Origin of the sequence: Paraburkholderia sp. MM6662-R1, assembly GCF_050436245.1 — a bacterium.
GTDB lineage: Bacteria > Pseudomonadota > Gammaproteobacteria > Burkholderiales > Burkholderiaceae > Paraburkholderia > Paraburkholderia tuberum.
The window spans coordinates 1-22,379 of sequence record NZ_JBNDLV010000005.1 but is presented as its reverse complement, the minus strand read 5'-3'; the positions used below and the strand labels follow the sequence as shown (position 1 = coordinate 22,379).

Sequence of the window (22,379 nt, the reverse complement as noted above, 5' to 3'; positions counted from 1 at the left end):
CATGATTTCTCCTTGGGCGGTGAGTCACCGGCGTCGCCATGCACGCCGGGGTAAATCATTTGCACGACGTTCCGGCGCACGGATAGTCGCCAAACGCATCCCATGACGGGTGGGCCTGGCTTTGCGGGTCGGCGACCGCTTCGTTGCGGCTCGCGCCTGCACGTTGTGCGGTGGCCGGTCGGACGCGAACAGGGGCGCCCGCCTGCGGCCGGTCCATCACGACGGGAATCGCGGGGACGAGACTGCTCGACGTATCGACAGGCTGCGCGTTGGCCGATACGCGCTGCACGTAGCTTGTCCCATTGGAGTCGGCCGCGAAGCCGCGGGTAAAGTTGCCGCTGTAATAGCAGCTGATTGCCGCGCGCAACGCCCGGTCCCCCGCCCCCATCGTGGCGGCCGCGCGCATGTAGCAGCTGCGCAGAATGTCGGCACCGGCCTTGAGGTTTGCACACAGGTCGAATACGGTTTCGTAGGTCAGGCCGTAACGGGCGAGGTTCGTCCTGTTGACCTGGCCGAGCCCCATGCTGAAATTGATCCCCTGGGCATCGAGCGCCTTTGCCGTCGCCACGGCTTCTGCGCGATCTCGCGGCTGACGCGCGAGATGACCACCGACGACGCCAATCGCATAGGGATTGAAGCCCGATTCAGTGCGCACGACCGCCTGAAGCGTCGTGGGGTGGACGCCGGGTGCGCATTGCTGGGCCAGCGTGTCGAAGTCAAGCATGACTGCGCCCCTCGCCAACGCTCCGGCGCTGACCAGGCTCAAACGATATGATGGCTTCAGCCATTGTCGACCTCGCAGGTTTCAACAACTGGTCAGGCTGGCGCAGATCCTCGCTACATCAGTGCCAGCCGCTTCTACTACCTGTTTCTCCGCACCCACCTTCCCTCGTCCGCTGTCGCCTCGCTACACGCTGCCGCGCCTCCGAGGTTTTCATTGGGATGTGCCACCCGTATACTGAGCAAGGTTATTCAACTTCATACAATATAGGCACGTTTGTGCCCATTGTCAATATTTGAGCACATTTATGCCAGAAACTTTCGGTGCCCGGCTGGTAGCCGAACGCGAACGTATGGGGCTAGCACAGGGCGACATGAAAGCGATTGCTGGCGTAAGTCGTCGCGCCCAGTTCAATTACGAACAGTCAGTGCGGCTTCCCGATGTGGGCTATCTGGCTGCTCTTGCAATGCATGGCTTTGATGTTGCGTACCTGGTAACGGGAAAACGCTCGTCTCGTTACGGTGCTATCGATGAAGGCATCCTGTGTCGCGTCTTCGTCGCTATCGATGCCGGGCTTCCCAGCGCCGGGCGTTCAATTGACGCAGCAAAGATGGCTAAACTGATTTCCCTCATCTATCAAAGCGCTTCGGAGACCGGTGAAGTGGATCCGCTTCTCGTACAGAAAGCAATCGCCCTCGTTTCCTGACCCATTCAATCGCCCAACGCACTCATGAAGCCAGGTGCGCTGGGTGCGAGGAAGAACGGACTGCTATTTCAGCCGTGGCCAGCACTGCACGGATCTGTCTGGCAAACGCCACCGCATGCGCTCCGTCTCCATGCAGACACAACGACTGCGGGCTGATGCTGACCCAGCTACCGTCCGATGCCCTGACCCGGCCATCGCGCGCCATGCTGATCACCTGCTCGCAGGCGAGTTCATCGCTTTCGAGCACTGCGTTCGGCTGTGATCGAGGCACGAGCTTGCCGTGCGGCGTATACGCCCGATCGGCGAAGCCTTCCTCGATCGCCACCAGCCCTTCATCACGCGCGGTCCGCACAAGTTGTCCCCCAGCGAGGCCGAAGATCGCCAGCCCCGGATTCATATCGCGGACGGCATGCACGATCGCGCGGGCCAGGTCGGCGTCTTCCTCCGCCTGGTTGTAAAGGGCGCCGTGCGGTTTCACATGCGTGACGCGCCCGCTGAGCCCGGCCACCACAGCAGCCAGCGCACCAACCTGATATTGCACGCCGGCATACACCTCATCCGCAGGAAGGTTCATCGCCGCCCGGCCAAAGTTTTCGCGGTCCGGAAAGCTCGGATGCGCGCCGATCGCGACGCCCTGGCGAATCGCCTCCGTCGTGACGCGACGCATGGTTAGCGGATCGCCGGCATGCCATCCGCACGCCACGTTGACCGACGTGGCGTACTGCAGCAGTTCGCCGTCGTGCTCGAAGCCTTCGCCGATGTCGACGTTAAGGTCAATTGCTTTTTCGCTCATGACTTGTCCCATCCTTTTCCAATACACAACGGTTGCCGGTACGAACCATGCCGTCACCGATGAATACGTTGTCGATATCACACCGTTGATCACCCAGCCGGACGCGTAGCGACCACACCGACGAGCCAGTGCCCCGCCATGGCAGCAACGCGGCGGCACGTTCCGCCGCGGACATATGGGCGGTACTGGCGACGAGCAGCAGCCCGTAGGCGATCACGACCGCCAGAACGATCACGCGCGGGCGTGCGAACGCCGCTATTCGCGGGTACCGCGCCCTGCCTCGAGCAGACTGAGTGGACATGGGACTTGCGCCGCTGGCGCCTCCTGGTGCTGGAACGTTCTGATGATGTCGGCGTCCTCGGGCGGAACCCGTGACAGCCAGTCGTACACGCGGGCCTGACCGGCTTCGCGAAGGCGCACGTCCAGCGCGTTGTCGATCGAGGTGTTCACCCTCACCCCTGCATGCTGCATTTGCACGTCGTTCGCCCGAATCCGCGCAGGCAGGGACGTCCATTGCTGCGACTCGACTTCATTGGCGGCTGCGTCCAGTTTGGGCCTGAGTTTTTCCGGCAGCGCCTCGTAGCGCGATTGACTCATCACCACGAATGACACGGGAAACGCGTAGTGGATCGCATTGAAATTCGACAGATTCGCCTGGAGAGTGATACCCACCGCCCCATCACCCGACGACAGGACTGCGTCAAGACGACCGTTGCGGAGAAGCGACCCGACGTCCTGGACAGGTAGCGCGGCGCCATGGGCACCCAGCGCCCCCAGTACCTCGGCGGAGGCGTCGTCGTAGGTCCGCACCCGCAGATTGGCCAGGTCGGCGAGCGTCGTCACCGGCTGCCGCGACCAGAGCCCGGTGGGAGGCCAGGGTGAAATGAAAAGCAGGTGCAGACCCGCACGCAGCAACGCACGCCGGTAAGCCGGTTTCGCGAGGCAGGCAAGGCGCCGGGACTCTTCCTCCGAGCGGACCGCGAATGGCAGTGTCGACAACTCGAAGATGGGATCGACGTGTGCCAGCGCCCCGGCAAACACGTCTACGGCCTGCACGTTGCCGTCCAGTACCGCCGCCACAGGGTCCTTCGTCGCGGCTTTCGCCATGAATTCGGCCCGCCCGGTCAGGACCCCGTCCGTCTGTCGGGTCAACGCTGCAACGAAGGATTGAACGCCTCGACCGGCTGCGGTATCGGCTGGATGGTCCGATGCGATCGTCCATGTCTGGCCCGCGCGTGCCGCATGCCCTGCCGTCCCGCAGGCGAGAAAGGCTGCCAGCACGGCATGCGTAATACGTTGTCCTAATCGGATACGGATCATCGGCAGGATTATTCGACAAGGAGGCGGCCGCATCGCCGCGGCAAGCGCGGGATCGGGTCAGGTGGAAGTCACTTTAGCGGAGAACGCTATGTCAAAACCGGATGGATTCTGACGTATGCAGGAGCCACATCCTTTGCTATGATGCTCTGTTCCGTTTTAAAAAACGGCAGTTCCCGCTATTCAATCAGCCCCTTGTCGGTGGCCATTGCGGCCGCCCGGGTGATATGCGAAACGCCCAGCTTCCGGTTGATTTTCTTGAAGATGTCGTAGACCGTTCTTTCCGAAAGGCCGAGGCTGTCCGCAACATTGCACGCGGTGCGGCCCGCCCTCACGAGGCGCAGGACGATCCGCTCGCGCGGATCGAGATCGATCCGGCTAGCCTCCTCCTCACGCTGCGCGACGATGCGCCACTCGAGTATTTCCTCCGTAAGCGAGCGTAGCAGCGCGCGGCTCCGGTCCTGCCAGAGCACACGCTCGCCTTCCGGCTGAGGCAGTTCGTTGCCGGCCTGCAGCAGGCCGATCAACGTACCGGAAGGCCGATGCGCCGGACAGACGATAGCGCTCCGGAAACCGTATTGCGCTGCTGCCTCCCTCGCGCGGCCATCGTCGCCGAACGACTCAATATCGCCTGCAAGTATCAGGGCGCCGTTCTTTCGCGCATACTCGATGACAGGATCCGTCCTGTACCATTGGTGACTGATGTACGCGTGAATCCAGCCAGGATGACATCCAATGAGGCAGCGTTGCCCGTCAATGGCGCCAGTCCTTTCGTCGACATGCAACCAGCGATAGGTGTAGGACTGTGCGCCCAGAGGGAGAAGCACGCCGCTGATTATTGCCATCAGCTCCGCCTCGTTCGGGCAGCCGCGAACGCGACCGATCTGGTCGAGCGGATCGCACGGGCGTTGCCGCGCTGCGGGGCGCCCCGACTGGCTTTCCAGTTGTTCGCGGTGGATCCGGCAGAGGGATTCATATTGCGGGCGCAGGTGCTCGCCATATGGATCCGCGGCGATGAACTCCTGCAATGTGTCACGGTCCGCTGCCAGCAGAATCTGTGTCATGGTCACCCCGTCGGCCCTGACAAGCTGCCGTTCCAGCACGCAGGACATATCCGGATTCCGCCACAATTGCAACGCGACACGATCGCGCGTGACGTGCATGGCGGCCTCGAAGAGCATTTCGCCGTCTCGATCCGCGCGGCCGGCAGCTAGTGTGCGCATGGCCGCACCCTATGCCGCGCGACCGGCTTGCAGACTACCCGGTGCGACCGGCCGGCAGAAATAGAAACCCTGCACCTCGATATGTCCGAAGCGGCGTAGCCAGTTGACCTGCTGCTCCGTCTCGACGCCTTCGACCACGAGTGAAAGTCCGAGATCATGCGTCAGCGAAACAATGCTCTGGAACATCGCGAGCGCCGTCCTGTCGCCAGGCACGCCCCGCGTAAAGCTCCGGTCGATTTTCACGCCGTCAACCATCAGATTGGTCAGGTGAGCCAGCGACGAATAGCCGGTTCCGAAGTCGTCCAGCACCACCCTGACGCCGAGCAGTCGCAGTTCTTTCAGGCGACGTGCAATGAGAGCGGCGTCCTTGAGAATGGCGGTCTCCGTGATTTCGAGCTTCAGCCGCCGCGGATCAATCGAGTGCCGCTCGAGACACTGGCGGATCACGCCGATCAGATCCCCGTGGACCAGCTGCGCGGCCGACACGTTCACAGACAGATAGAGCGGGCGCGGATCGCTTTCCATCCATTCACTGAACTGGGCGCAGGCCGCCTCGAGGATCAGCTCGCCAATGGGAATGATGAATCCCGTGCTTTCCGCAAACGGAATAAACTCGCCCGGTAGGACAATGCCTTTTTCCGGGTGGCGCCAGCGCACGAGCGCTTCGACGCCCAGTGTGTCTCCCGTGTCCAGCGACACGATCGGCTGGTACTCGAGGAAGAACTCATTGTTCTGGATCGCGTACTGCAGTTCCTGCTGCCGTTCGATATCGCGCATCCCCCGGACTGCCAGGTCCGGGGCAAAAGTATGGTATCGGCTTGCATTCGCCGACCTGCCCTCCTCCTTCGCTGCGTACATGGCCAGGTCCGCCTGCCTGAGCAGGTCATATTCCGTTTCGGACTCCGCCGTGTAGACGGCAACGCCGATGCTCACACGCATTACATAGCTGTTGCCGCGCAGCCCGAAGGCGAGCTCGAACGTATCGATGATCGACCGGGCCATGTCGCGTGCGGCGACAGCGACATCCATCCCCTCGACGACCAGCACAAATTCGTCCCCGCCCACCCGGGCAACGAACGATTTGTTTCCGGCCACCCTCACGAGGCGCCGCGCCACATTCTGGAGCAGTTCATCGCCCGTCTGATGGCCCAGCGCGTCGTTGATGCGCTTGAAGTTGTCGAGATCGACGAAGAGGAGCGCCAGCCTGTCGAGCGGCCTCTCGCGCCCGATCCTCCGCCGCAGGATTTCAGTGAGCAGGTAGCGATTGGGGAGACCCGTCAGCGCGTCTGTTTCCGCAAGGTGCTGCATTCGTGCCCGGGCTGCCACCAGCCGCGTCATCGTTGCCGTAATGATCGCAGCCGCTGCCAGCAGCACGACCGTGAGAAGGCCGGCCATCAGGATGTACAGATCCCTGGCGTGCCGATACCCGGCGAGCGCGACCTTTTCCGAGATGCCGGCCAGCACCGCCACCGGATACTGCGTCGAATGCCGATAGGTAACGATGCGAGGCACGCGGTCCACGGGATCGGTGAACCCTTCACCTTTCGCATCGACCATTTCGCGATACGCGGACGCTGGTGGTCCAACTGGCGAAGCATGCTCACCGCTCGCCAGGCGCGAGAGCAGGTAGCCGTTATCTGACATCACCACGAGCATGCCGCCCACGCCCAGGGCCTCGAGATTGTTGAAGCCGGTAGTGAGAAAGTCGGGATCTTCCGACACCACCACCACGCCCGCGAAAGACCCGTCGGGGTTGTTCAGGCGACGCGTGAACTGCAGCGTCCAATGGTGAGATACGCGACCTAACACCGGCCGACTGATATACAGTCCAATATCCGGGCTGCTTTTATGGGCAAGAAAGTGTCGCCGGTCGCTGACGTTGACGGGCTGCGCCTCGGGCGTCGTCGTCTGCAAGACTTCGCCGTCTGGCCCGACAATGGTGACCTGCAGTGCGGTACCTGCGGAAATCAACCCCTTCTCTTTATACGTGTCCAGCCGGAACGTTGACGGCGAGCGCTCGTATTCGTATTTGATCCAGCGTACGGCGACATCGGCATCGTGCACCGTCTTGTCGATATGAGCAGCAAACGACGATGCCACCTGGGAAGTAGCGCCAGCCGCCGCCTGCCGTGCTTCCCGTCCTTCCGCCTGGATACGCGAGATCGTTCCGATCCAGAGGACCAGGATCAATGCGAATGTGCCTGCAGGAACCCAGACGACGGACTTCGCCGGGGCCAGTCGGTGTAAGCGCTCCAGCCAGTTCACTAATGCCCTTCTGCCCCGCCGGATCCTTGTGTCCATGACGGTTGCCTCCTCGCCGGATGCCGCGCGGCCAATTTCGTCTGAACAATGACAATACAGAGGTTTTCCCAGATATTGCGTTACAAGATGTTACTCACGCGATGCTGCGCTCCGCAGCCGCTGACACCATAACGAGAGCGATGGCCAGCCACCATAAAAAACAGAGGCGGGCCGTCTTGTTAGGCAGTGACCATTCCCCAAGCGTTAGTCGAACAGGCGGGGCGTCTGCCGGCTCGCAGGAGTAAGGCGGTCTGGCGGTGGCCGCCTGAGGGCATTGCAGGAGGTGTGACGCCGACCATCGGCGCCTCGCCGCCGCCCACTGCGAAGCGGTGCATACCGTGAAAATGGCCATGCTCAAGAATCCACAGGAATAAAATCAGGAATATTTTCCTATATTTGTTCCGTTTGCGATACAATCCGGCCGACAGCCAACAGGAGCTTTGGATGACCGTCGCCGCTCGTACCGCTTCACTTGAAGCGCTGACCCCTTATCTCGGCATGATGCGTACCCTTTGCATGGACAGCTGGGCCGATTACGGAAGTCGATACTCGGACACAGTCCGCGCAATCCATAACTCGACAACCCGAGCCAACATCGTGCACGACCACTGGGTCGACCGCGCGGCGCGATTTGCCGAGGCGACGGAGGGTGCGGATCTGGTAGACGTCAACAGGCTAAAGGTACTTGTCATCGGCTCCCCGGTCGGCGTCTTCGCTATTCGCATGAAGAAGATGGACGGCGAACTCCGCACCGCTAATGTATCTACGGGACAGGTTCGCGACTTCAAGAACCAGGAACAGTTGGATGGGATGCCGGGCGCGTGCCACCTGGAACTCGGATACACGCTGAACTCAGCCGCGACGGAAATCGATGCTGTATATCTCGTCTGCCCCAGCGGGGAAGGTATTGCCTGGTCACTCCGCTTGCTGGCCGAAAGCGTCGAAACGGTTATGGCAGACCTGTATGAGCAACGTCTGGCAGATGAAACGGCAGACGAGGACGAGGGCGCCATTCTCCTGCCCCGGCGGCCAGCGGTTGTCGAGGAAGATCTACTGGACGGAACAACATTGAAATGATACTCAATCCTCACATGGTCACCCTCGCGCGTGAACTGCGGGAGTTGACACAAGAGCAGCTGGCAGAGCTAACGAACGTCGGTCAAGCGAAAATTGCGAAGATTGAAGGCGGCCTGCAGCCGGACGCTCCGGACGAACTCGCGGGGAAGTTGGCTGAATCTCTCAAGGTGCCGGTCGCCTTTCTTACCCAGCCAGGTGATCTACTTGGCGTGGGATCGAGCGCATATTTTTATCGCAAGAAGGCTGACCTCACCGCGCGCGATCGAAAACGCATTCACGCAATCATCAATCTCACTCGCATGCACTTAGCGAAGCTCTTGAACGCCGTCGAGGTCAAAGCGCGACGTCCATTGCCGCAGCTAGACATCGAGGAGTATGCGAACAGCGCCGCGCGCGTCGCACAAGCCGTTCGCCAGTTTTGGACACTGCCCGACGGCCCCGTAAAGAATGTTACGGCTCTCATCGAGAGCGCCGGTGTCATTGTGGTCCCGGTGGAATTTGGCACCCGGTCAATGGACGCAACCAGCATCAGACTAGCCGATATGCCGCCCTTGATTTTCATTAATGGCGCTCTTCCCGGCGACCGCTGGCGTTTTACGCTTGCCCACGAACTTGGTCATCTCGTTATGCACGATTTCCCGCATGAACAGATGGAGGACGAGGCCGACGAGTTCGCCGCCGAGTTCCTGATGCCGGAGGCCGAAATGCGAGCCATTTTTACGCGCCTGAACAACGTGCGCCTCGAAGATCTTGCTAAGCTAAAGCTGTTCTGGCGTGCCTCGATGGCCGCGTTACTAAAGCGCGTGGGCGATCTCGGCTTTCTTACGCCCTATGGCAAAAAGAGTCTTTGGATTTCATTACGCCGGCTCGGCCTCCCTGAGCCAAACTCCTTTGAGCGCGAAGAAACCAAAACGTATCCCGGCATCACCAGGTACTTTACCGATACGCTAAAGTACACTCGCCAAAACATGGAAGCGACCCTGTTAATGCACAGTAATGATCTCGTCAGGTTGCACGACCTGCGCTTCCCGGATGATCCAAAATCCTCGAAACTCCGCCTGGTATCGTAACCCAGCAGCGTCACCTCAAGGTTCGGACATTTACGCGTGCACGCGCGCAATGCCGCCCCTTGAGACGCCCCAATCTGTACGCCGGTTGAAGTCAGGAGACTTCGAAGCACCCGACGCATTAGGTTTTCATGAAGTCCCCACACGAGTGCGGTGTGCCCACAGAATATGGCGGCACAATTCGGGATTCCTGACCCGCGCACAACGTGTACATCTCAGTCGAAATCCCGGGGGCGCGCTCCCTGTGCAGTCAAAGTATACGTGGTCCAAGTTCAATTCCGATCTGCTTCAACACATTCTCTTTCACAAAGTCCGCCCATTCCTCATGGTCGGCTTCATAACCGATCGCTCCTTCATCGCCGCGATCGTCGTACGGAACGTATGTAACCAGAAAGCTGGCGCGCGCGTCGTCAGCCTCGGCGGCCGTCTTGATGTCGGGATCGTTGGCGATTTCTTTCTCGCTCAAAGGCTCCGAAACATCCTCGACAAAATACTTATCGCCCTCTGCGTTTTCCCACACCGAATGAAGCGGCGGACGTTCGATTGCCATGGTTCGATTCCTTCTATAAGTTAGTTGAGTCAATGCGCCGTTCTTAGCCAGTACGCGATCGACCGCGCACCACGCCTGGCGGGCCACGGCTACTTCAGGTTCTTCAGTTTCTTCGTCGATTCAGTCAGCAGCGACGGTACGGACAAGCCGTGCATGTTCACAAGCTTTTGAAGCTGAACTACCGAAAGATCCTTGAAATTGAACGCTTCGAAAGACTTGAAGAACTCGCGCAACTGTTTGACGAATCGCTTAAGTTCAGTCTCCCGCATTGCCTCAACTTCATGGGTGAACGAAGCCGCGCTGGCGACCACGTTGCTCGGATGGACGATGATACGCTTGACCTTCATTCCCCCGTAGTGTTTGTCGAACCAGGCGCTTGACCGGTTCATCTGCTCGGCCTCGCGTTTATTGATCTCGGCGCGATCAATTTCGACTTCGCTCTTACATTCCCACATGATGTATTGCGTATCGTCTAGGGCCCACAGGTTGTCTGGCCCTTCCTTCCATTCCTTGTCCGGCCGTTCGCCAGCAAACCCGATGGCTCGACTGATCTCATCCAAAGCCAGTTCGAACTTGTCCGCCTTGGTGCCGAAGACTAACCGTCCTAGGATGTCGGAGAGTGCAATCTCAAGTTGTCCATAGTTCTCGAATTTGCTCACCCACGCCATAATTCTTTCGACCCGGCCCTGACTTACCAAAGTCAGCTTGGCAACGGTCACACCTTCGGACGGTTTCAAAAGCAGGTGATTGTCCTTGTGTGCCGCAATCTGTAGCCGTTGGGATTCCGGACGATTGACACGATACTGATAACGCGCCATTTCCTGCAAATACCAGCCCTTATCCTCGCTGTCGACCAGTTTTTTGTCCAGGAGGCCTTGCAGGATTTCGGCCGCAGTACCGTAGTCACCGTTTCGATACGCCTGCTCTGCGACGAGTTCTGCCGCATAAGCGCGAAGAACGCGTTCGTTCGCGCCCGAGGGCTTGACCGTGGCCATCTGCTCTGCATAGAAGGCCGTCCAGTCTTCGTCACGTTGGAGACATTGGCGAACCAAACCAGCGAAGGCGTCGGCAGGCGTTTCGCGGCCCTCGATGTCTTGCTTGGCCATCTCCGTGATCTCGAGCCCGATCTCGATCTGCCTCGACATCTGCGAAGAGAGGTACTTACGCGATTCGCGGTCCCGAATGAGACGCGTGAGATCAGAGCCGACGATCACGACCACGGAGTAGTCTTTTTCGCCGCGCACGCTCCGGCCCATCCCCTGTTCCACCGTGCGTACGGTGCGCATCAAGGTGGCCACGCTGTCTGGGCGACGCAGTTCTTCGTACAGATCGACCAGGCTCTCCGAGTAGGGCTTGCCGTCGAAAATCAGTATGCGGCAGGTATCGTCGGGAAGGTCGATTCCGTCATATCGATTTACCAGAACAACCACCTTCTCGTAGGTGCCTTTTCGCAATTCGTTGATGGCGTCTCCGACGGACTCCCTGTCGGCAACGGTTGCGCCGTAGGCCTCCAGTCCTTGACCCGCGCGAAAGCGGTCGCGAGCGCGACCACGCCGTACGGTCGCTTGGGCCGTGGCTTGGCGTAACCACTGACGATGCGCTCGCGGTCGAGCTCCTCGTGAATCAACGATGGCAGTAGCACCATCTTTTCGCCCGACCAGGGGTGCAGTCAGGATTCGGATTCTTGCGTACGCCAGCAGCCCGGAAAGCCTTGTCGCACAAGGATTCTTTCTTCCGCACTTGTCGACAACCAGCGTGACAGTCGATGTAATCGCAAATCCTTGATTCCGCTGATTGTGCAGTGCGGCTAACGTACGATTTGTTCAGTTTCCTGACCGCACCCCGACTTGCACCCACTGGAGTGCGCCCATCCTGGAGCGGCCGCGTTTCCGCGACGGCTCTATCAGTGGCTCTATTTCACTTGAACAGCTCGGCGTGGGTGCCGCTTCGAACGACCACGAACTCGGTTGCGGAGATTCGCTAGATGAGCAGAAAATCGCCGCCTACATAGCATTCGCGGAGGTCATCCGATTCTCCCGTCAGAGGATGATCCTTGTACTCGGCCGGCAAGAGTCCCTCATTCCTAACCGGCAACAACATCACATCTTTCGCGACCAATAATCGGATAGGTTAAAGGTTGCCCGGCGTAGCACTAACTAGCTCGAGTGCTGGCTAAGCCGGACAACGGCAGTCAGCCGCAAGTTTTCCGCATGAAACGGGCTCCGCCATCCGCGTGTACGGTCTCTGGTCTTAGAGACATGAACCACAGCTACTGGTGTTGGGCCTGACGGGACGACCCGCGTAGACACCATTTTTCCGTCATACTTATCGGCCCGTCAAACGTCGCTGCGTTATGGTCGTTCTTGAACGGGCTCGCGCACCGAAGCGGATAAGCAGCGAAACCAGCTACGGCCGTCACGCGACGGAATCGCCGTCGACTCCGTCATGTTCTGACGATATAGTCAAGAAACGCTTTCCTAAAACTTGCGTTCGTGATTGCCGGAGCGCCGATGACCTCCCACTCGCCAATGCAATAGCCGGCTGACCAGTACAACCCAGCCCATCTCTATAGCGACAGCCTGCCGAACTTGCACTGCGATGCGACCGAATTCGCAGTTTTTTCGTTGCTCGTCTCGTTCGAGCGCGTCAAGAAGCAGGATAAGCTCGGGTGTCACAAACGGGAGACGACACATGTGCGATCCTTTTGTCGATGGGAAGCTGGCTTGATTCTCCGGCCTATCTTGCGATGGTATCTCTGATCCACGGCGTGTCAAAAAATCTCGCTGTCCGTTCTCCGCCGACCGGTAGTAACCCTGAGTCTGATTTGCGCCTTGCTACTCTGGCTTGCCGATCCAATACCTTTTTGCGCTCATCCAGCAAAGGCAGATGCAATTACCGAGTGAAGAAGCACGTTAGCGCCCTTTGCAGCCCAGTCTTCCGATATCGCCTCGGCTTCATTGTGAGATACCCCACCGACACAGGGACAGAAGATCATGGTAGTGGGAGCTACGCGGGCGGTCCAGCAGGCGTCATGACCGGCGCCAGAGATAATGTCCATCGATCTATACCCCAGCTGCTCGGCCGCCTGGCGCACTGTCGACACCAGTCCCGCATCGTAAGTCACCGGTTCTGAGTGCCCGATGGCCTCAATCGCACAGTCAACGTTTAGGTCCTCGCAGACGGCCGCTGCTTCCCGCTCGACGTCAGCACGCATGACGTTTAGTTTCCTTTCGTCCGGTGACCGCAGATCGACCGTGAAGACAACCTTGGCAGGCAAAACGTTGCGCGAATTGGGGAAGAAGCGCATCTGCCCAACGCCGCCCATGCAATCGGAACCGTAAGCGGAGGCGACCCGCTGAACCAATTCCAAAATGCGTGCCATCGCAAGCCCCGCATTTACCCGCATGCGCATCGGCGTCGCCCCGGTATGGGACGTCTTGCCGGTCAGTGTGAACTCCAGCCACCATAAGCCTTGGTTGTGCGTGACGACGCCGATTTCCTTGCTGTTTTCCTCGAGGATCGGGCCCTGCTCGATGTGGTACTCGAAGTACGCGTGCATCTTGCGGCTACCCGGCTCCTCGTCTCCCAGCCAACCAATCCGCTTGAGTTCGTCGCCGTATGTCTTCCCATCAAGGTCCGTTCGGCTATGTGCATACTCCAGAGTATGCACGCCAGCGAACACACCGGACGCGAGCATGGCCGGCGCGAAACGCGCCCCTTCCTCGTTAGACCAATTCGTCACGACGATAGGGTGCTTCGTTTGAACTCCGGTGTCATTGAGTGTACGCACGACTTCAAGACCAGCCAGAACGCCGAGAACACCGTCAAACCTCCCGCCGGTGGGCTGCGTATCAAGATGTGATCCTATATAGACTGGCAAGGCATTATCGTCAGTCCCGGGACGCGTGAAAAACATGTTTCCAACCTTGTCGACTCCAGTGCTCATGCCAGCCTCCTCGCACCAGGTTTTGAAGAGGCTGCGCACCTCACCGTCGCCATCAGTCAGCGCCTGTCGATTGCTCCCGCCGGCCTTTCCGGGGCTTATGGCCGCGACCTCCATCAAGGTATCCCAGAGGCGGGTCGAATTAACGGCGATGTCTTTGGTATCCATGTCAACTGTTCCAGCGATATTTAGTGAATTCAAGGTGGCGATAGTCACCGATTTTGTCCGTCAACTGCGACCACGAAGCAAGTCGACGTCGCCGTCGCAACCAGTCGCCCGTTGCTGTCTATCAATCGTCCCTCAGAGACCATCATTCGCGATCCCCGATGAACGGCCGTCGCGTGAGCACTCATCGGATGATCGTCAATCCGCACGGCGCGGAGGAAATTGACCGAGAGCGCGACAGTCGTGCAAGCAGTGCCCGCTTGGCACATGGTGTCGCAGGCCCATGCAGTAGCGGTGTCAAGAACCGCGGATATGGCTCCGCCCCCGACAAAGCCCCAAGGGTTGGTTAGTCTCTTCGACGGTCGCAACTCAAGCACGACAGATCCGGCTTCAGCGCCGACGACCGCGATGTCCAACGTCTCGTATAAATCCGGTCGTGGCACTTCACCGCGGGCGATTAACTGCAGTTTATCGAGTGCCGACACGTTCATTTTCTTTGATACCAAGTCGCTGTCTGGCTTCAGATGATGAAGCCACTCCCAAATTCATTTCAGTCACGATGTTACGTACTTTTGTAACCTGTTCAGCATTCGACTTGGCCAGCACTCCTGGAGACAACCAAAGATTATCTTCGAGGCCGACGCGTATGTTCCCTCCCATAGCAGCCGCAACAGCACACAGAGGTATCTGGGAGCGCCCAGCCGGTAAGGCCGACCATTCGATGTCGTTGCCAAACAATCGACTCGCGGTTTGTTGCATGGAAAAAAGAGTTTCCGGTTCTGCACCGATCCCACCGAGCACGCCCATTACGAATTGGACGAACGGCTTTCCCTTCACCAGACCGATGTCGACAAGATGCGCGAGCGTGTACAAGTGGCCGGTGTCATACGCCTCGAATTCGAATCTAGTTCCGTAGCGGTCACCTAGCTCCCGAATCACTCGCTCCATATCTGCGAAAGTGTTTTTGAAGAAGCCAGACTTGGTACCTTCCAGGAACGGCTTCTCCCAGTCGTGCCTCCATTCGCGCTCCTTCTTCGCCATCGGGTGCAGACCGAAATTCATTGTTCCAAGGTTAAGCGAGCAGAGCTCTGGCGCCAGCCGATTTGGACCTTCCAGTCGCTCCTCGATAGACATCACCGCGCTACCACCAGTCGTAATGCTCAGTACCGCATCAGTTTCGACTTTGATTCGTGAAACGACCCGCTCGAATAGATCGGCATCGGCGCTCGGTTGTCCCGTCTTTGGATCGCGAACATGCAGGTGAACAACAGCCGCACCGGCGCGCGCAGCCGCAACGGCTTCATCGACGATTTGATCCTCGGTCACCGGAAGGTAGGGTGACATCGAGGGAGTATGAATTGATCCGGTGATCGCGCAAGTGATGATGACGTTGCGTGCCATTTCAGATAGCTCCGATGTCGTTGAGTGCCAACCGGACAGCGCTGCCCAGCTTGTCGGCAATCTCGCAAAGCTCCGCATCCGCTGCGTTGTAACGAGGCGAGATAATGATGGTGTCGCCGGCGGTGCCATCAACGTTCCCGCCTGACGGATAGCAGATGAGCCCTTTTTCGAGGGCTCTCTGTCTTATCCTAAGAAAGAGTTGACGCTCCGGGGGAAATGGGTGCTTCGTAACACGGTCGGATACGAGCTCAATTCCAGCGAAGTACCCCCGCCCGCGGATGTCACCGACTGCGTCAATACCGTCTAACGCGTCGTGCAAGAGAGCGAATAGACGCGCACTGTTAACTCTAACGTGCTCGATAAGTCGATCGCGCTTCATGATTCGTTGGATCGCAACACCTGCAGCACACGCCGTTGTGTGCCCCGTGAACGTGTGCCCCGTCTGAGGGCCTCCGAATACGTCGTTCAGGACCTGACCGACCTTCTGACTGTAAACGGCAGCGCCCAAAGGGATGTAGCCGCCGCCCATACCCTTAGCGATCGGCATGATGTCCGGAACGACATCGTCGTGCTCTAGAGCCCGGAAGGTGCCCGAACGCCCACTGCCACACATCACCTCGTCCGCGATCATCAAGACGCCGAACTCATCGCATATCGCGCGGACGCGTGCCGCGTAACCCGGAGGAGCTGGAACCACACCGCCGGCCGCACCGACAATCGGCTCAAAAACGAAAGCAGCGACGTTCTCCGGACCAAGGCGTTGTATGGACTCTCGCAGCTCATGTGCGCAAAAATCGGTTACCTCACCAGCGGTAGCGCCTTCGGGTGGACGGTAGGCGTTTGCTGACGAGACAAAGTGCGACGGAAGAAGTGATCCTTCGAACGAGTCACGGCGTTCTTTGAAACCCGAAATAGACAAAGCCCCGAGCGTATTGCCGTGGTAAGAGCGCTGCCGCGAGATAAATCGACGCCGAGTTCTTTCTCCCCGTCCAGTGTGGTACTGCAGAGCCAGTTTCATTGATGATTCCACCGCCTCTGACCCACCCGATACGAACACCATTGCGTCAAGTCCTCCGCCGCACTGCTCAGCGATAAGGGCATTGAGCTCCTCCAGGGGGTCACTGGTGAACGTGTAACGATACCCGTGCATCACACGCGTCAACTGTTCGTGAATTGCAGAAATCACCTCTTCGTTGCCGTAACCAAGGCAATACACCGCGGGACCGCCGGAACCATCTATGTACCGCTTACCTGAGGAATCGAAGACATAACCGCCTTCTCCCCTTACCACTTTTGGTAGCCCGGTTGCAGCTATCGTCGTCGATTTCGCGACGGCCGGCACTGTTGTTGTCATTCGCTTGCTCCGTTCTCGCTATCCGCTATTACGCGCGGCACGAGGTTCTTCCTGCGGTTATCGATCGGTCGCGTCCGGATCCGGTGCGGTATTTGCTGGGAAAGCCTGGCGGGGAACAAAACGCGGTTCCTGCAAACCACATCTACTCACACAGACATTCTGGTATTGGCCAACATCGAACAGTTCATGCAGGCTCGACACCTCGCCCGCGGTCAGAAACACATTTCAACCAGCGCCCAAAGTCCACGTCGCTGGACGAGCGGATTGGGCGCCGGTTTCGTCCTTAGCCAACCCGGCCTCTCACTTCTTGCTCTTTTCGTACGCTACCCGTCCCGCCATGAACTCGCACATCAAGGTTGCAAGCAGGCTGCCGGTGCTGCGATTGGTGTCGATGAGCGGTGCGTACTCGGTAATATCAAACGCGCCGACACCCGCTTTCGCGAAGCCTCGAACGAGGCGCATGGCGTCATATGACGTGAAACCGCCCGGCCCGGGATATTGCGTAGCAGGTGCCGATGCATGATCAAGCGCATCAGTGTCGAAGGTGCAATACACGCTATTCGTCCCGTTCGTGACGCGTTCGATGGCTTCGGCCATCACGGCCTTCCAACCCCGTTCGTAGAATTCTTCCATCGTGTAAAAACGCACACCGAGCTCGCGCCCGTAGTTGATCTCGCCAGCGGCGTTCGCGAAACCTCGCAGGCCAAGGAAAGCCACCTTTTTCGGATCGATGTGACCGCTCTCGATCAAGCGCCGCATTGGACAACCGCAGTAGTGACGATCGCCTTTGTAGTTGTCCATCAGATCCGGGTGCCCGTCAAACCAGACAACCCCAATGTTCTTGCCGTGGTGTTCCGAGAATGCCCGAATCGTCGCCTCGGAGATCGTGTGGCTTCCGCCAGCAACGACAGGTGTCAGTCCACGCTCAAGCACTGCTCGCATTACGGACTCTGTGTTAGCGAGGCTGATGTCATAGCTCATCGAATCAACTTCAACGTCGCCAAAGTCAGACACCCCGTTTGTTTCAACGAAATTAACGTCGAGGTCCACGCTGTACGGACGGAGTCGCGATAAAGCATTTCGCAATCCATCGGGACCACCACGGCCGCCGATCTCATTGATAAGTAGTCCTTCGAAAGGAACACCAAAAAACGCAAACCCGCCGGGCTTGAGTTCCTCGGGCGGAGTCAGGGAAGACCCCAGTTTCGCGTAAGCGAGATCCACCACGCTTTGGACGGACCAGGAGGGGCGGGCTTGCAGTTTAGGGATAGCCATTATTAACCTTCGGTAGTTGATTTCGAAAAAAGCTTCGCGGGCGGCTTATTGTGAGTTGGCTGAGCCCCGATAGCGGCGGAAACATAACGATGAAGCGTCTCTTCATGTTCTTGTACGGAGAGCGCGTCGCTCGAGATCAGACGAATGAACAGGACATGGTACATGTCGAAGATCATCTGCCCCAAGGTTGCGACGCCTTGTACGGGTGGCAACCTATTTCGCGCGTTTAACATTTCCAGCATGGATACGATGTAAGCGACTAGTCGACCGTTTATTTGACTGTATTCGTCTTTGATGTCGTCGGCGTTCTCGCTAATCATGGAATGAGCGATTGCATATCGCCAGGTTCCCCGATCTATGCGCTTCAGCGAGTGCCGCGTAAGGCGACTTAAAAATGCGGAGATATGATCGGCACTTCCGTCTCCAATTGAAGGCGCCGGCTGCTCTGATGCCATCATCTCGGCGTCCGACCGGGCAATCATTGCCAGGAGGATCTGCCCTTTGGTACCAAAGTAGTTGTACAAGGTGGTAGCCGAGAGGTTCGCTGCTGCCGCAATCGCCTCCATCGAGGTCGCCGGATAGCCGTTGCGGGCAAACAAAGCACGCGCTGAACTCAGGATTTTTTCCTGAGTCTTCGCTTTGTTCCGTTCACGTAGACCGACCGGACGTGAATCTTCGGTTCTCGCTGAAGCCATTCAATCTTCTCCAATCCTTGCGGCTGTCGATGAAATCCCACGATGGCTAGGTCACATGCTGAAGTTCGAAAGTGCAATAGCTGGCTGTCGAACTCATGCGTGGCTCTGCCATTCGGCCCTTACACCGCTCGACCGACACCTTCAGCGTAGCCGAAAAAAAGGTGTAGTGCACTATAAAAATGTAGTGGACACCAATATTTTTTCCGAACATGATTGGATCGTCGTCTGGGGCGTGAGGAGGCGAAGGTCTCCTCTACAAAGTCAGGCGTGTCGCACACTGGGGTAATCACTAAGGAGAGGGAAAATGAAGAATGTGAAGACGCGGACAGCGTCGGCTTTGCTGTGCGCCATCTGTTGGTTCAGTGCACCGTCGATCGCGCAGGAACCACTGAAGATCCGAATCGGCAACGAACCCAGTTATCCCCCGTTCGTGATCACAAAGCCTGACGGTACGATGTCCGGCCTTGAGATTGACCTTGTAAAGGAGGTTTGCGCCCGCGCAAAGGCTGACTGCACGTACAAAAGTATGGACTTTTCTGGCCTGCTTCCGGCGATCATCACAGGTAAAGTGGATCTGATCGCAGAGAACCTCCTACAAACCCCGGAGAGAAAAGCAAAGGCTTTGCTGACGCGTGAGGTCGTCTACAACCCCAGCGTCCTGGCTGTCCCGGCGAGCTGGAGTACTGGTTTTTCCAGCGGAGACCTTTCCGGAAAGCGCATTGGCGTCTACAAAGGTTCCGGTCAACTTGTCATGGTGACCGACGTTATCAAGACGGCCGTACCGGTCACCTACGAGAGCATTGACCAGATGGCGATTGATATTCAGGCGGGACGAATCGACGCGATCCTCCTCGGCAAGCTCGATCTGACCCAGAAGTTCATGGATGGTCCCAACGCGGGAAAGTATAAACTTTCCGACCGGGAATTCTTTGCTCCAGGCCTCGAAAGCAAAGGCTCTGTTTGGGTCATAAGAAAGGGCGAGGAAAGAACACTGGATGCGGTTAATAGCGCACTTAACTCGATGATCGCGGACTGCACTTACACAAAGATTCGCAAGAAATACACGAACATCGTGATGGTCCGCGACGAGCCGGCGCGTTGTCAGTAGAAACCAAAAGGAGGAGACTTCCAATGCTCGGTGATCTTTTTAGCGCGCTTAGTTCAGGAAGCGCTGGATACGGCGCGATGTTTCTCAGCGGTATGGCCGTCACCTTGGCGGTAGCGGTCTCCTCGCTCGTGACCGCTCTGCTCTTTGGTGTGTTAGTAGGGCTAGCTGCGTGTAGCAATCGCTTTTTAGCCCGAGCATTTTGGCGTTTTTACCGCTCGGTCTTTTCGAGTATTCCAACTCTTCTAGTGCTGTTCTTCATCTACTTCGGCATTCCGTACATTGCAAGCCGCGCCTTTGCATTTGATGTTGAAGTAAGCCCTTTTGTGGCTGGCCTTTGTGGGCTAACTTTGATCTATGCCACTTACGTCGCTGAAGTATTACGCGGCGCTGTCTTCGCTGTCCCGAAGGGACAATATGAAGCATGCGAGGCGCTAGGCCTTACCCGATGGCCGTCGTGGCTCGGCGTCATCGCGCCCCAGGTCGCGAGGATTGCGCTGCCCGGACTAATCAACACTTGGGTAGCGCTTTTGAAAGATACTGCGCTTGTGTCTGTTATTGGTATTGCTGACGTAGTACGAGTGGGGATGATTGCCGGTTCATCGACAGGCAGACCGTTGTACTACCTCGGTATAGCCGGCTTCTTCTTCGTTGCAATCGTGTCTGTGTCTTTGGCGCTCTTGACTGCCCTGCGGATCCATAGAACGAGATCGGCGGGAGGCGTAGCGTGATCGATTTTGATCTTTTGCGAAAGCTTCTCCTGCCCTTATTAGAGGGTGCAGCGTTCTCGACGATCTTCACTTTCGCCGTATGCATATTCGGTGCGGTGATAGCTATCGTATGCGCATATGGCATCAACAACGGCTCCCCGGTCGTCCGCAGAACAATAGGAATTGTGTCATTGATCGTGCGCGGCTTTCCGCTGTTAGTCTTCCTATATTTCATTTATTACGGTATTGGGTCGTTGACCGTGGGCAAGGCATCTCCAGTTCTAGCCTTCTTCTCGAATCCACTTGCCTGTGCGCTGATCGCCTTTTCCATTAATCACGGATTTTTTGTTACCCAGATCCTAACGGGTGCGCTGAAAAACCTTCCGTCAGGGATGGATCAGGCCGCTAAAGCACTAGGCCTCACTCGACGCGTAGCGTACTTCGTCGTTCTATTTCCTCTCGCTCTAAGAATGATGCTTCCGGCCTACAGGAACGAAGTCGTGATGCTTTTTAAGGCTTCATCACTCGTAACCGTCGTCACCCTGACTGACTTGCTTTCGGTCGCTAAATCTTCCGTCGACCAGAATTTCGATCCCATTACACCGTTTTTTGGCGCGGCGGTCCTGTACTGGATTATTGTTCAACTCATCCAATTTTCCTTTGATGCGCTGGATCGCAGGATCAACAGTTCAAGCAGAACAGACACGCCTAGCGGACTCGTTGCGACTGCGCTGATGCGCGCGGTGCGACGTCAGCCGCGCGGCCGACGCGCCTAATGCAGGTTGTGACAAGACCGATATCCCGCAGATACTGGTTTCGGTTACCTTCTAAAGCTCAATGGAGAGTTCAGTGAGAAAGTCCGACGCTCTGGTGGTAGATGACGAATCAATGCAGGCATCGACGCTAGCTAGCCAAGTCGAGCCGGCAATTGATATTACCGGTGTTAAGAAGTGGTATGGCGCCTTTCATGTGTTGAAAGGCGTCGATCTGCAAGTAGGGAAGGGTGAAACGGTGGTGGTTTGCGGTCCGTCAGGATCCGGGAAGTCGACTTTGATCCGCTGCGTTAACGGCCTGGAGAAATATCAGGAAGGTACGATCACGGTGAACGGTCTGTCCGTGGCCGATAAAGAGCGAAATATGTATCGCATTCGCAGGCAGGTCGGAATGGTGTTTCAGCAGTTCCATCTGTTCCCTCATCTCACCGCCGTAGAGAATTGCATGCTGGCACCGCGCTGGAATTCGGGTATCAAGCGCGATGCGGCACGAGAGCTATCAATGGCGATGTTGAAAAGAGTGCAAGTAGATGGTCACGCGAACAAGTATCCAAGCCAATTGTCGGGCGGACAGCAGCAACGCGTCGCCATCGCACGAGCAATGTGTCTGAATCCAAGTGCACTACTGTTTGACGAACCAACGTCGGCGTTGGACCCCGAGATGGTCAAGGAGGTGCTCGATGTGATGGTGGCCCTCGCGAACGACGGTATGACGATGATCTGTGTGACGCACGAGATGGGATTCGCAAGGCGTGTCGCCGACCGGGTTGTCTTCATGGACCATGGTGAAATCGTTGAAGTGGGCTCGCCAGAGCAGGTTTTCGGTGCGCCGCAACACGCTCGAACGGCGAGCTTCATAGCCCAGATAATTCATTAGCGCATTACGCGCGACGTCATCAAGGATCGGCCGCGAATGATCACCCCTTAACGTGCCGTTGGACGACATTCCTTTCCACGGGTACGGCGACGACGCGGGCCGAAGTACAGGCCAGCATCGGTAAGCTAATCGCGGAATAGATAGCTAAGGGCAACCCCGGAGAAAAGAAGGCCGCCAAGCCAATTGTTATGCCTGAAGGCGGCGAAGCAGCTTTCGGGTTTTCGGCCTCGTATGAGCGTGAAATGGTACACCGCGCATCCGACCGCCATCGCCCAACCGATCCAGTAGGGAGCGCCTAGGCTCAGGTAAATGCCTGCCCAAGTATA

The 22,379-nt window shown here is 57.8% G+C and carries 21 protein-coding genes and 1 pseudogene; 7 read left to right on the top strand and 15 right to left on the bottom strand.

The features are described 5' to 3' along the window. Window positions 1-55: 55 nt before the first annotated feature. Window positions 56-724, bottom strand: a complete 669-nt coding sequence (locus tag OKW39_RS42955) for a lytic transglycosylase domain-containing protein (RefSeq protein ID WP_429565536.1) — start codon at window positions 722-724, stop codon at window positions 56-58. A gap of 304 nt (window positions 725-1,028) precedes the next feature. On the opposite strand from OKW39_RS42955, the gene OKW39_RS42950 reads away from it, so the two are divergent. After that, on the top strand, window positions 1,029-1,427 hold the full coding sequence (locus OKW39_RS42950; protein ID WP_429565535.1) for a helix-turn-helix domain-containing protein: 399 nt from the start codon (window positions 1,029-1,031) through the stop codon (window positions 1,425-1,427). A 22-nt stretch (window positions 1,428-1,449) separates the two neighbouring features. Here the strand turns inward: OKW39_RS42950 and pxpA are convergent, their stop codons facing one another. From pxpA to OKW39_RS42930, 4 genes are all read right to left on the bottom strand, one after another. Beyond that, on the bottom strand, window positions 1,450-2,220 hold the full coding sequence (gene pxpA, locus OKW39_RS42945; protein ID WP_429565636.1) for a 5-oxoprolinase subunit PxpA: 771 nt from the start codon (window positions 2,218-2,220) through the stop codon (window positions 1,450-1,452). A gap of 255 nt (window positions 2,221-2,475) precedes the next feature. Beyond that, window positions 2,476-3,540 carry a TRAP transporter substrate-binding protein DctP gene (dctP, locus tag OKW39_RS42940; RefSeq protein ID WP_429565534.1) on the bottom strand — a complete coding sequence of 355 codons (1,065 nt, stop codon included), beginning with the start codon at window positions 3,538-3,540 and terminating at the stop codon, window positions 2,476-2,478. Window positions 3,541-3,716: 176 nt separating this feature from the next. Beyond that, the gene (locus OKW39_RS42935; protein WP_429565533.1) at window positions 3,717-4,718 is read right to left on the bottom strand and encodes a helix-turn-helix transcriptional regulator; all 1,002 of its coding nucleotides are present in this window, start codon (window positions 4,716-4,718) and stop codon (window positions 3,717-3,719) included. 51 nt (window positions 4,719-4,769) lie between these two features. Beyond that, entirely contained in the window at window positions 4,770-7,061 is a 2,292-nt protein-coding gene (locus OKW39_RS42930) for a bifunctional diguanylate cyclase/phosphodiesterase (protein WP_429565532.1), read from the bottom strand. A gap of 444 nt (window positions 7,062-7,505) precedes the next feature. Between OKW39_RS42930 and OKW39_RS42925 the strand changes: the two genes are divergently transcribed. Together OKW39_RS42925 and OKW39_RS42920 are read left to right on the top strand one after the other, a co-directional pair. Then, the gene (locus tag OKW39_RS42925) at window positions 7,506-8,138 is read left to right on the top strand and encodes a hypothetical protein (RefSeq protein ID WP_429565531.1); all 633 of its coding nucleotides are present in this window, start codon (window positions 7,506-7,508) and stop codon (window positions 8,136-8,138) included. Then, window positions 8,135-9,208, top strand: a complete 1,074-nt coding sequence (locus tag OKW39_RS42920; RefSeq protein WP_429565530.1) for an ImmA/IrrE family metallo-endopeptidase — start codon at window positions 8,135-8,137, stop codon at window positions 9,206-9,208. Before OKW39_RS42925 ends, OKW39_RS42920 begins: the two co-directional genes overlap by 4 nt. Before the next feature lie 247 nt (window positions 9,209-9,455). On the opposite strand, the gene OKW39_RS42915 is transcribed toward OKW39_RS42920, so the two are convergent. From OKW39_RS42915 to OKW39_RS42875, 9 genes are all read right to left on the bottom strand, one after another. Next, on the bottom strand, window positions 9,456-9,755 hold the full coding sequence (locus tag OKW39_RS42915) for a hypothetical protein (RefSeq protein WP_429565529.1): 300 nt from the start codon (window positions 9,753-9,755) through the stop codon (window positions 9,456-9,458). A gap of 89 nt (window positions 9,756-9,844) precedes the next feature. Then, complete coding sequence (locus OKW39_RS42910) at window positions 9,845-11,269, bottom strand: helicase C-terminal domain-containing protein (RefSeq protein ID WP_429565635.1); 1,425 nt, start codon at window positions 11,267-11,269, stop codon at window positions 9,845-9,847. A 466-nt stretch (window positions 11,270-11,735) separates the two neighbouring features. Further along, a complete protein-coding gene (locus OKW39_RS42905) occupies window positions 11,736-11,855 on the bottom strand; it encodes a type II toxin-antitoxin system YafQ family toxin (protein ID WP_429565528.1) in 120 nt (39 codons plus the stop codon). Window positions 11,856-12,624: 769 nt separating this feature from the next. Further along, window positions 12,625-13,866, bottom strand: coding sequence for a Zn-dependent hydrolase (locus OKW39_RS42900; RefSeq protein ID WP_429565527.1), 1,242 nt, complete (start codon window positions 13,864-13,866; stop codon window positions 12,625-12,627). Window positions 13,867-13,910: 44 nt separating this feature from the next. Next, window positions 13,911-14,354 carry a PaaI family thioesterase gene (locus OKW39_RS42895; RefSeq protein WP_429565526.1) on the bottom strand — a complete coding sequence of 148 codons (444 nt, stop codon included), beginning with the start codon at window positions 14,352-14,354 and terminating at the stop codon, window positions 13,911-13,913. After that, window positions 14,332-15,264 (bottom strand): 3-keto-5-aminohexanoate cleavage protein, encoded by a 933-nt coding sequence (locus tag OKW39_RS42890; protein ID WP_429565525.1) that lies wholly within the window; start codon window positions 15,262-15,264, stop codon window positions 14,332-14,334. The genes OKW39_RS42895 and OKW39_RS42890 overlap by 23 nt, the downstream gene beginning before the upstream one ends. A gap of 1 nt (window position 15,265) precedes the next feature. Continuing rightward, window positions 15,266-16,618 carry an aspartate aminotransferase family protein gene (locus OKW39_RS42885; RefSeq protein WP_429565524.1) on the bottom strand — a complete coding sequence of 451 codons (1,353 nt, stop codon included), beginning with the start codon at window positions 16,616-16,618 and terminating at the stop codon, window positions 15,266-15,268. 300 nt (window positions 16,619-16,918) lie between these two features. Further along, window positions 16,919-17,893 (bottom strand): agmatinase family protein, encoded by a 975-nt coding sequence (locus OKW39_RS42880; protein ID WP_429565523.1) that lies wholly within the window; start codon window positions 17,891-17,893, stop codon window positions 16,919-16,921. 2 nt (window positions 17,894-17,895) lie between these two features. Continuing rightward, window positions 17,896-18,588: a TetR/AcrR family transcriptional regulator gene (locus tag OKW39_RS42875; protein WP_429565522.1), complete on the bottom strand. Its 693-nt coding sequence runs from the start codon at window positions 18,586-18,588 to the stop codon at window positions 17,896-17,898. A gap of 304 nt (window positions 18,589-18,892) precedes the next feature. On the opposite strand from OKW39_RS42875, the gene OKW39_RS42870 reads away from it, so the two are divergent. The 4 genes from OKW39_RS42870 (at window position 18,893) to OKW39_RS42855 (ending at window position 22,053) form a co-directional block, all read left to right on the top strand. After that, a complete protein-coding gene (locus tag OKW39_RS42870) occupies window positions 18,893-19,696 on the top strand; it encodes a substrate-binding periplasmic protein (RefSeq protein WP_429565521.1) in 804 nt (267 codons plus the stop codon). Window positions 19,697-19,719: 23 nt separating this feature from the next. Next, window positions 19,720-20,424 carry an ABC transporter permease subunit gene (locus tag OKW39_RS42865; protein WP_429565520.1) on the top strand — a complete coding sequence of 235 codons (705 nt, stop codon included), beginning with the start codon at window positions 19,720-19,722 and terminating at the stop codon, window positions 20,422-20,424. Further along, complete coding sequence (locus tag OKW39_RS42860) at window positions 20,421-21,179, top strand: ABC transporter permease subunit (protein ID WP_429565519.1); 759 nt, start codon at window positions 20,421-20,423, stop codon at window positions 21,177-21,179. Before OKW39_RS42865 ends, OKW39_RS42860 begins: the two co-directional genes overlap by 4 nt. Before the next feature lie 112 nt (window positions 21,180-21,291). Then, window positions 21,292-22,053 (top strand): amino acid ABC transporter ATP-binding protein, encoded by a 762-nt coding sequence (locus tag OKW39_RS42855; protein ID WP_429565634.1) that lies wholly within the window; start codon window positions 21,292-21,294, stop codon window positions 22,051-22,053. Between the two features lie 125 nt (window positions 22,054-22,178). Here the strand turns inward: OKW39_RS42855 and OKW39_RS42850 are convergent. Then, window positions 22,179-22,379 (bottom strand): annotated as a pseudogene (locus OKW39_RS42850) (4-hydroxybenzoate octaprenyltransferase); the annotation flags it as partial.

Bases quoted from the DNA above. Each gene is read 5' to 3' on its own strand.
- OKW39_RS42955 (WP_429565536.1), bottom strand. From the start codon at position 724: ATGCTTGACTTCGACACGCTGGCCCAGCAATGCGCACCCGGCGTCCAC.
- OKW39_RS42950 (WP_429565535.1), top strand. From the start codon at position 1,029: ATGCCAGAAACTTTCGGTGCCCGGCTGGTAGCCGAACGCGAACGTATG.
- pxpA (WP_429565636.1), bottom strand. From the start codon at position 2,220: ATGAGCGAAAAAGCAATTGACCTTAACGTCGACATCGGCGAAGGCTTC.
- dctP (WP_429565534.1), bottom strand. From the start codon at position 3,540: ATGATCCGTATCCGATTAGGACAACGTATTACGCATGCCGTGCTGGCA.
- OKW39_RS42935 (WP_429565533.1), bottom strand. From the start codon at position 4,718: ATGCTCTTCGAGGCCGCCATGCACGTCACGCGCGATCGTGTCGCGTTG.
- OKW39_RS42930 (WP_429565532.1), bottom strand. From the start codon at position 7,061: ATGGACACAAGGATCCGGCGGGGCAGAAGGGCATTAGTGAACTGGCTG.
- OKW39_RS42925 (WP_429565531.1), top strand. From the start codon at position 7,506: ATGACCGTCGCCGCTCGTACCGCTTCACTTGAAGCGCTGACCCCTTAT.
- OKW39_RS42920 (WP_429565530.1), top strand. From the start codon at position 8,135: ATGATACTCAATCCTCACATGGTCACCCTCGCGCGTGAACTGCGGGAG.
- OKW39_RS42915 (WP_429565529.1), bottom strand. From the start codon at position 9,755: ATGGCAATCGAACGTCCGCCGCTTCATTCGGTGTGGGAAAACGCAGAG.
- OKW39_RS42905 (WP_429565528.1), bottom strand. From the start codon at position 11,855: ATGTTGTTGCCGGTTAGGAATGAGGGACTCTTGCCGGCCGAGTACAAG.
- OKW39_RS42900 (WP_429565527.1), bottom strand. From the start codon at position 13,866: ATGGATACCAAAGACATCGCCGTTAATTCGACCCGCCTCTGGGATACC.
- OKW39_RS42895 (WP_429565526.1), bottom strand. From the start codon at position 14,354: ATGAACGTGTCGGCACTCGATAAACTGCAGTTAATCGCCCGCGGTGAA.
- OKW39_RS42890 (WP_429565525.1), bottom strand. From the start codon at position 15,264: ATGGCACGCAACGTCATCATCACTTGCGCGATCACCGGATCAATTCAT.
- OKW39_RS42885 (WP_429565524.1), bottom strand. From the start codon at position 16,618: ATGACAACAACAGTGCCGGCCGTCGCGAAATCGACGACGATAGCTGCA.
- OKW39_RS42880 (WP_429565523.1), bottom strand. From the start codon at position 17,893: ATGGCTATCCCTAAACTGCAAGCCCGCCCCTCCTGGTCCGTCCAAAGC.
- OKW39_RS42875 (WP_429565522.1), bottom strand. From the start codon at position 18,588: ATGGCTTCAGCGAGAACCGAAGATTCACGTCCGGTCGGTCTACGTGAA.
- OKW39_RS42870 (WP_429565521.1), top strand. From the start codon at position 18,893: ATGAAGAATGTGAAGACGCGGACAGCGTCGGCTTTGCTGTGCGCCATC.
- OKW39_RS42865 (WP_429565520.1), top strand. From the start codon at position 19,720: ATGCTCGGTGATCTTTTTAGCGCGCTTAGTTCAGGAAGCGCTGGATAC.
- OKW39_RS42855 (WP_429565634.1), top strand. From the start codon at position 21,292: ATGCAGGCATCGACGCTAGCTAGCCAAGTCGAGCCGGCAATTGATATT.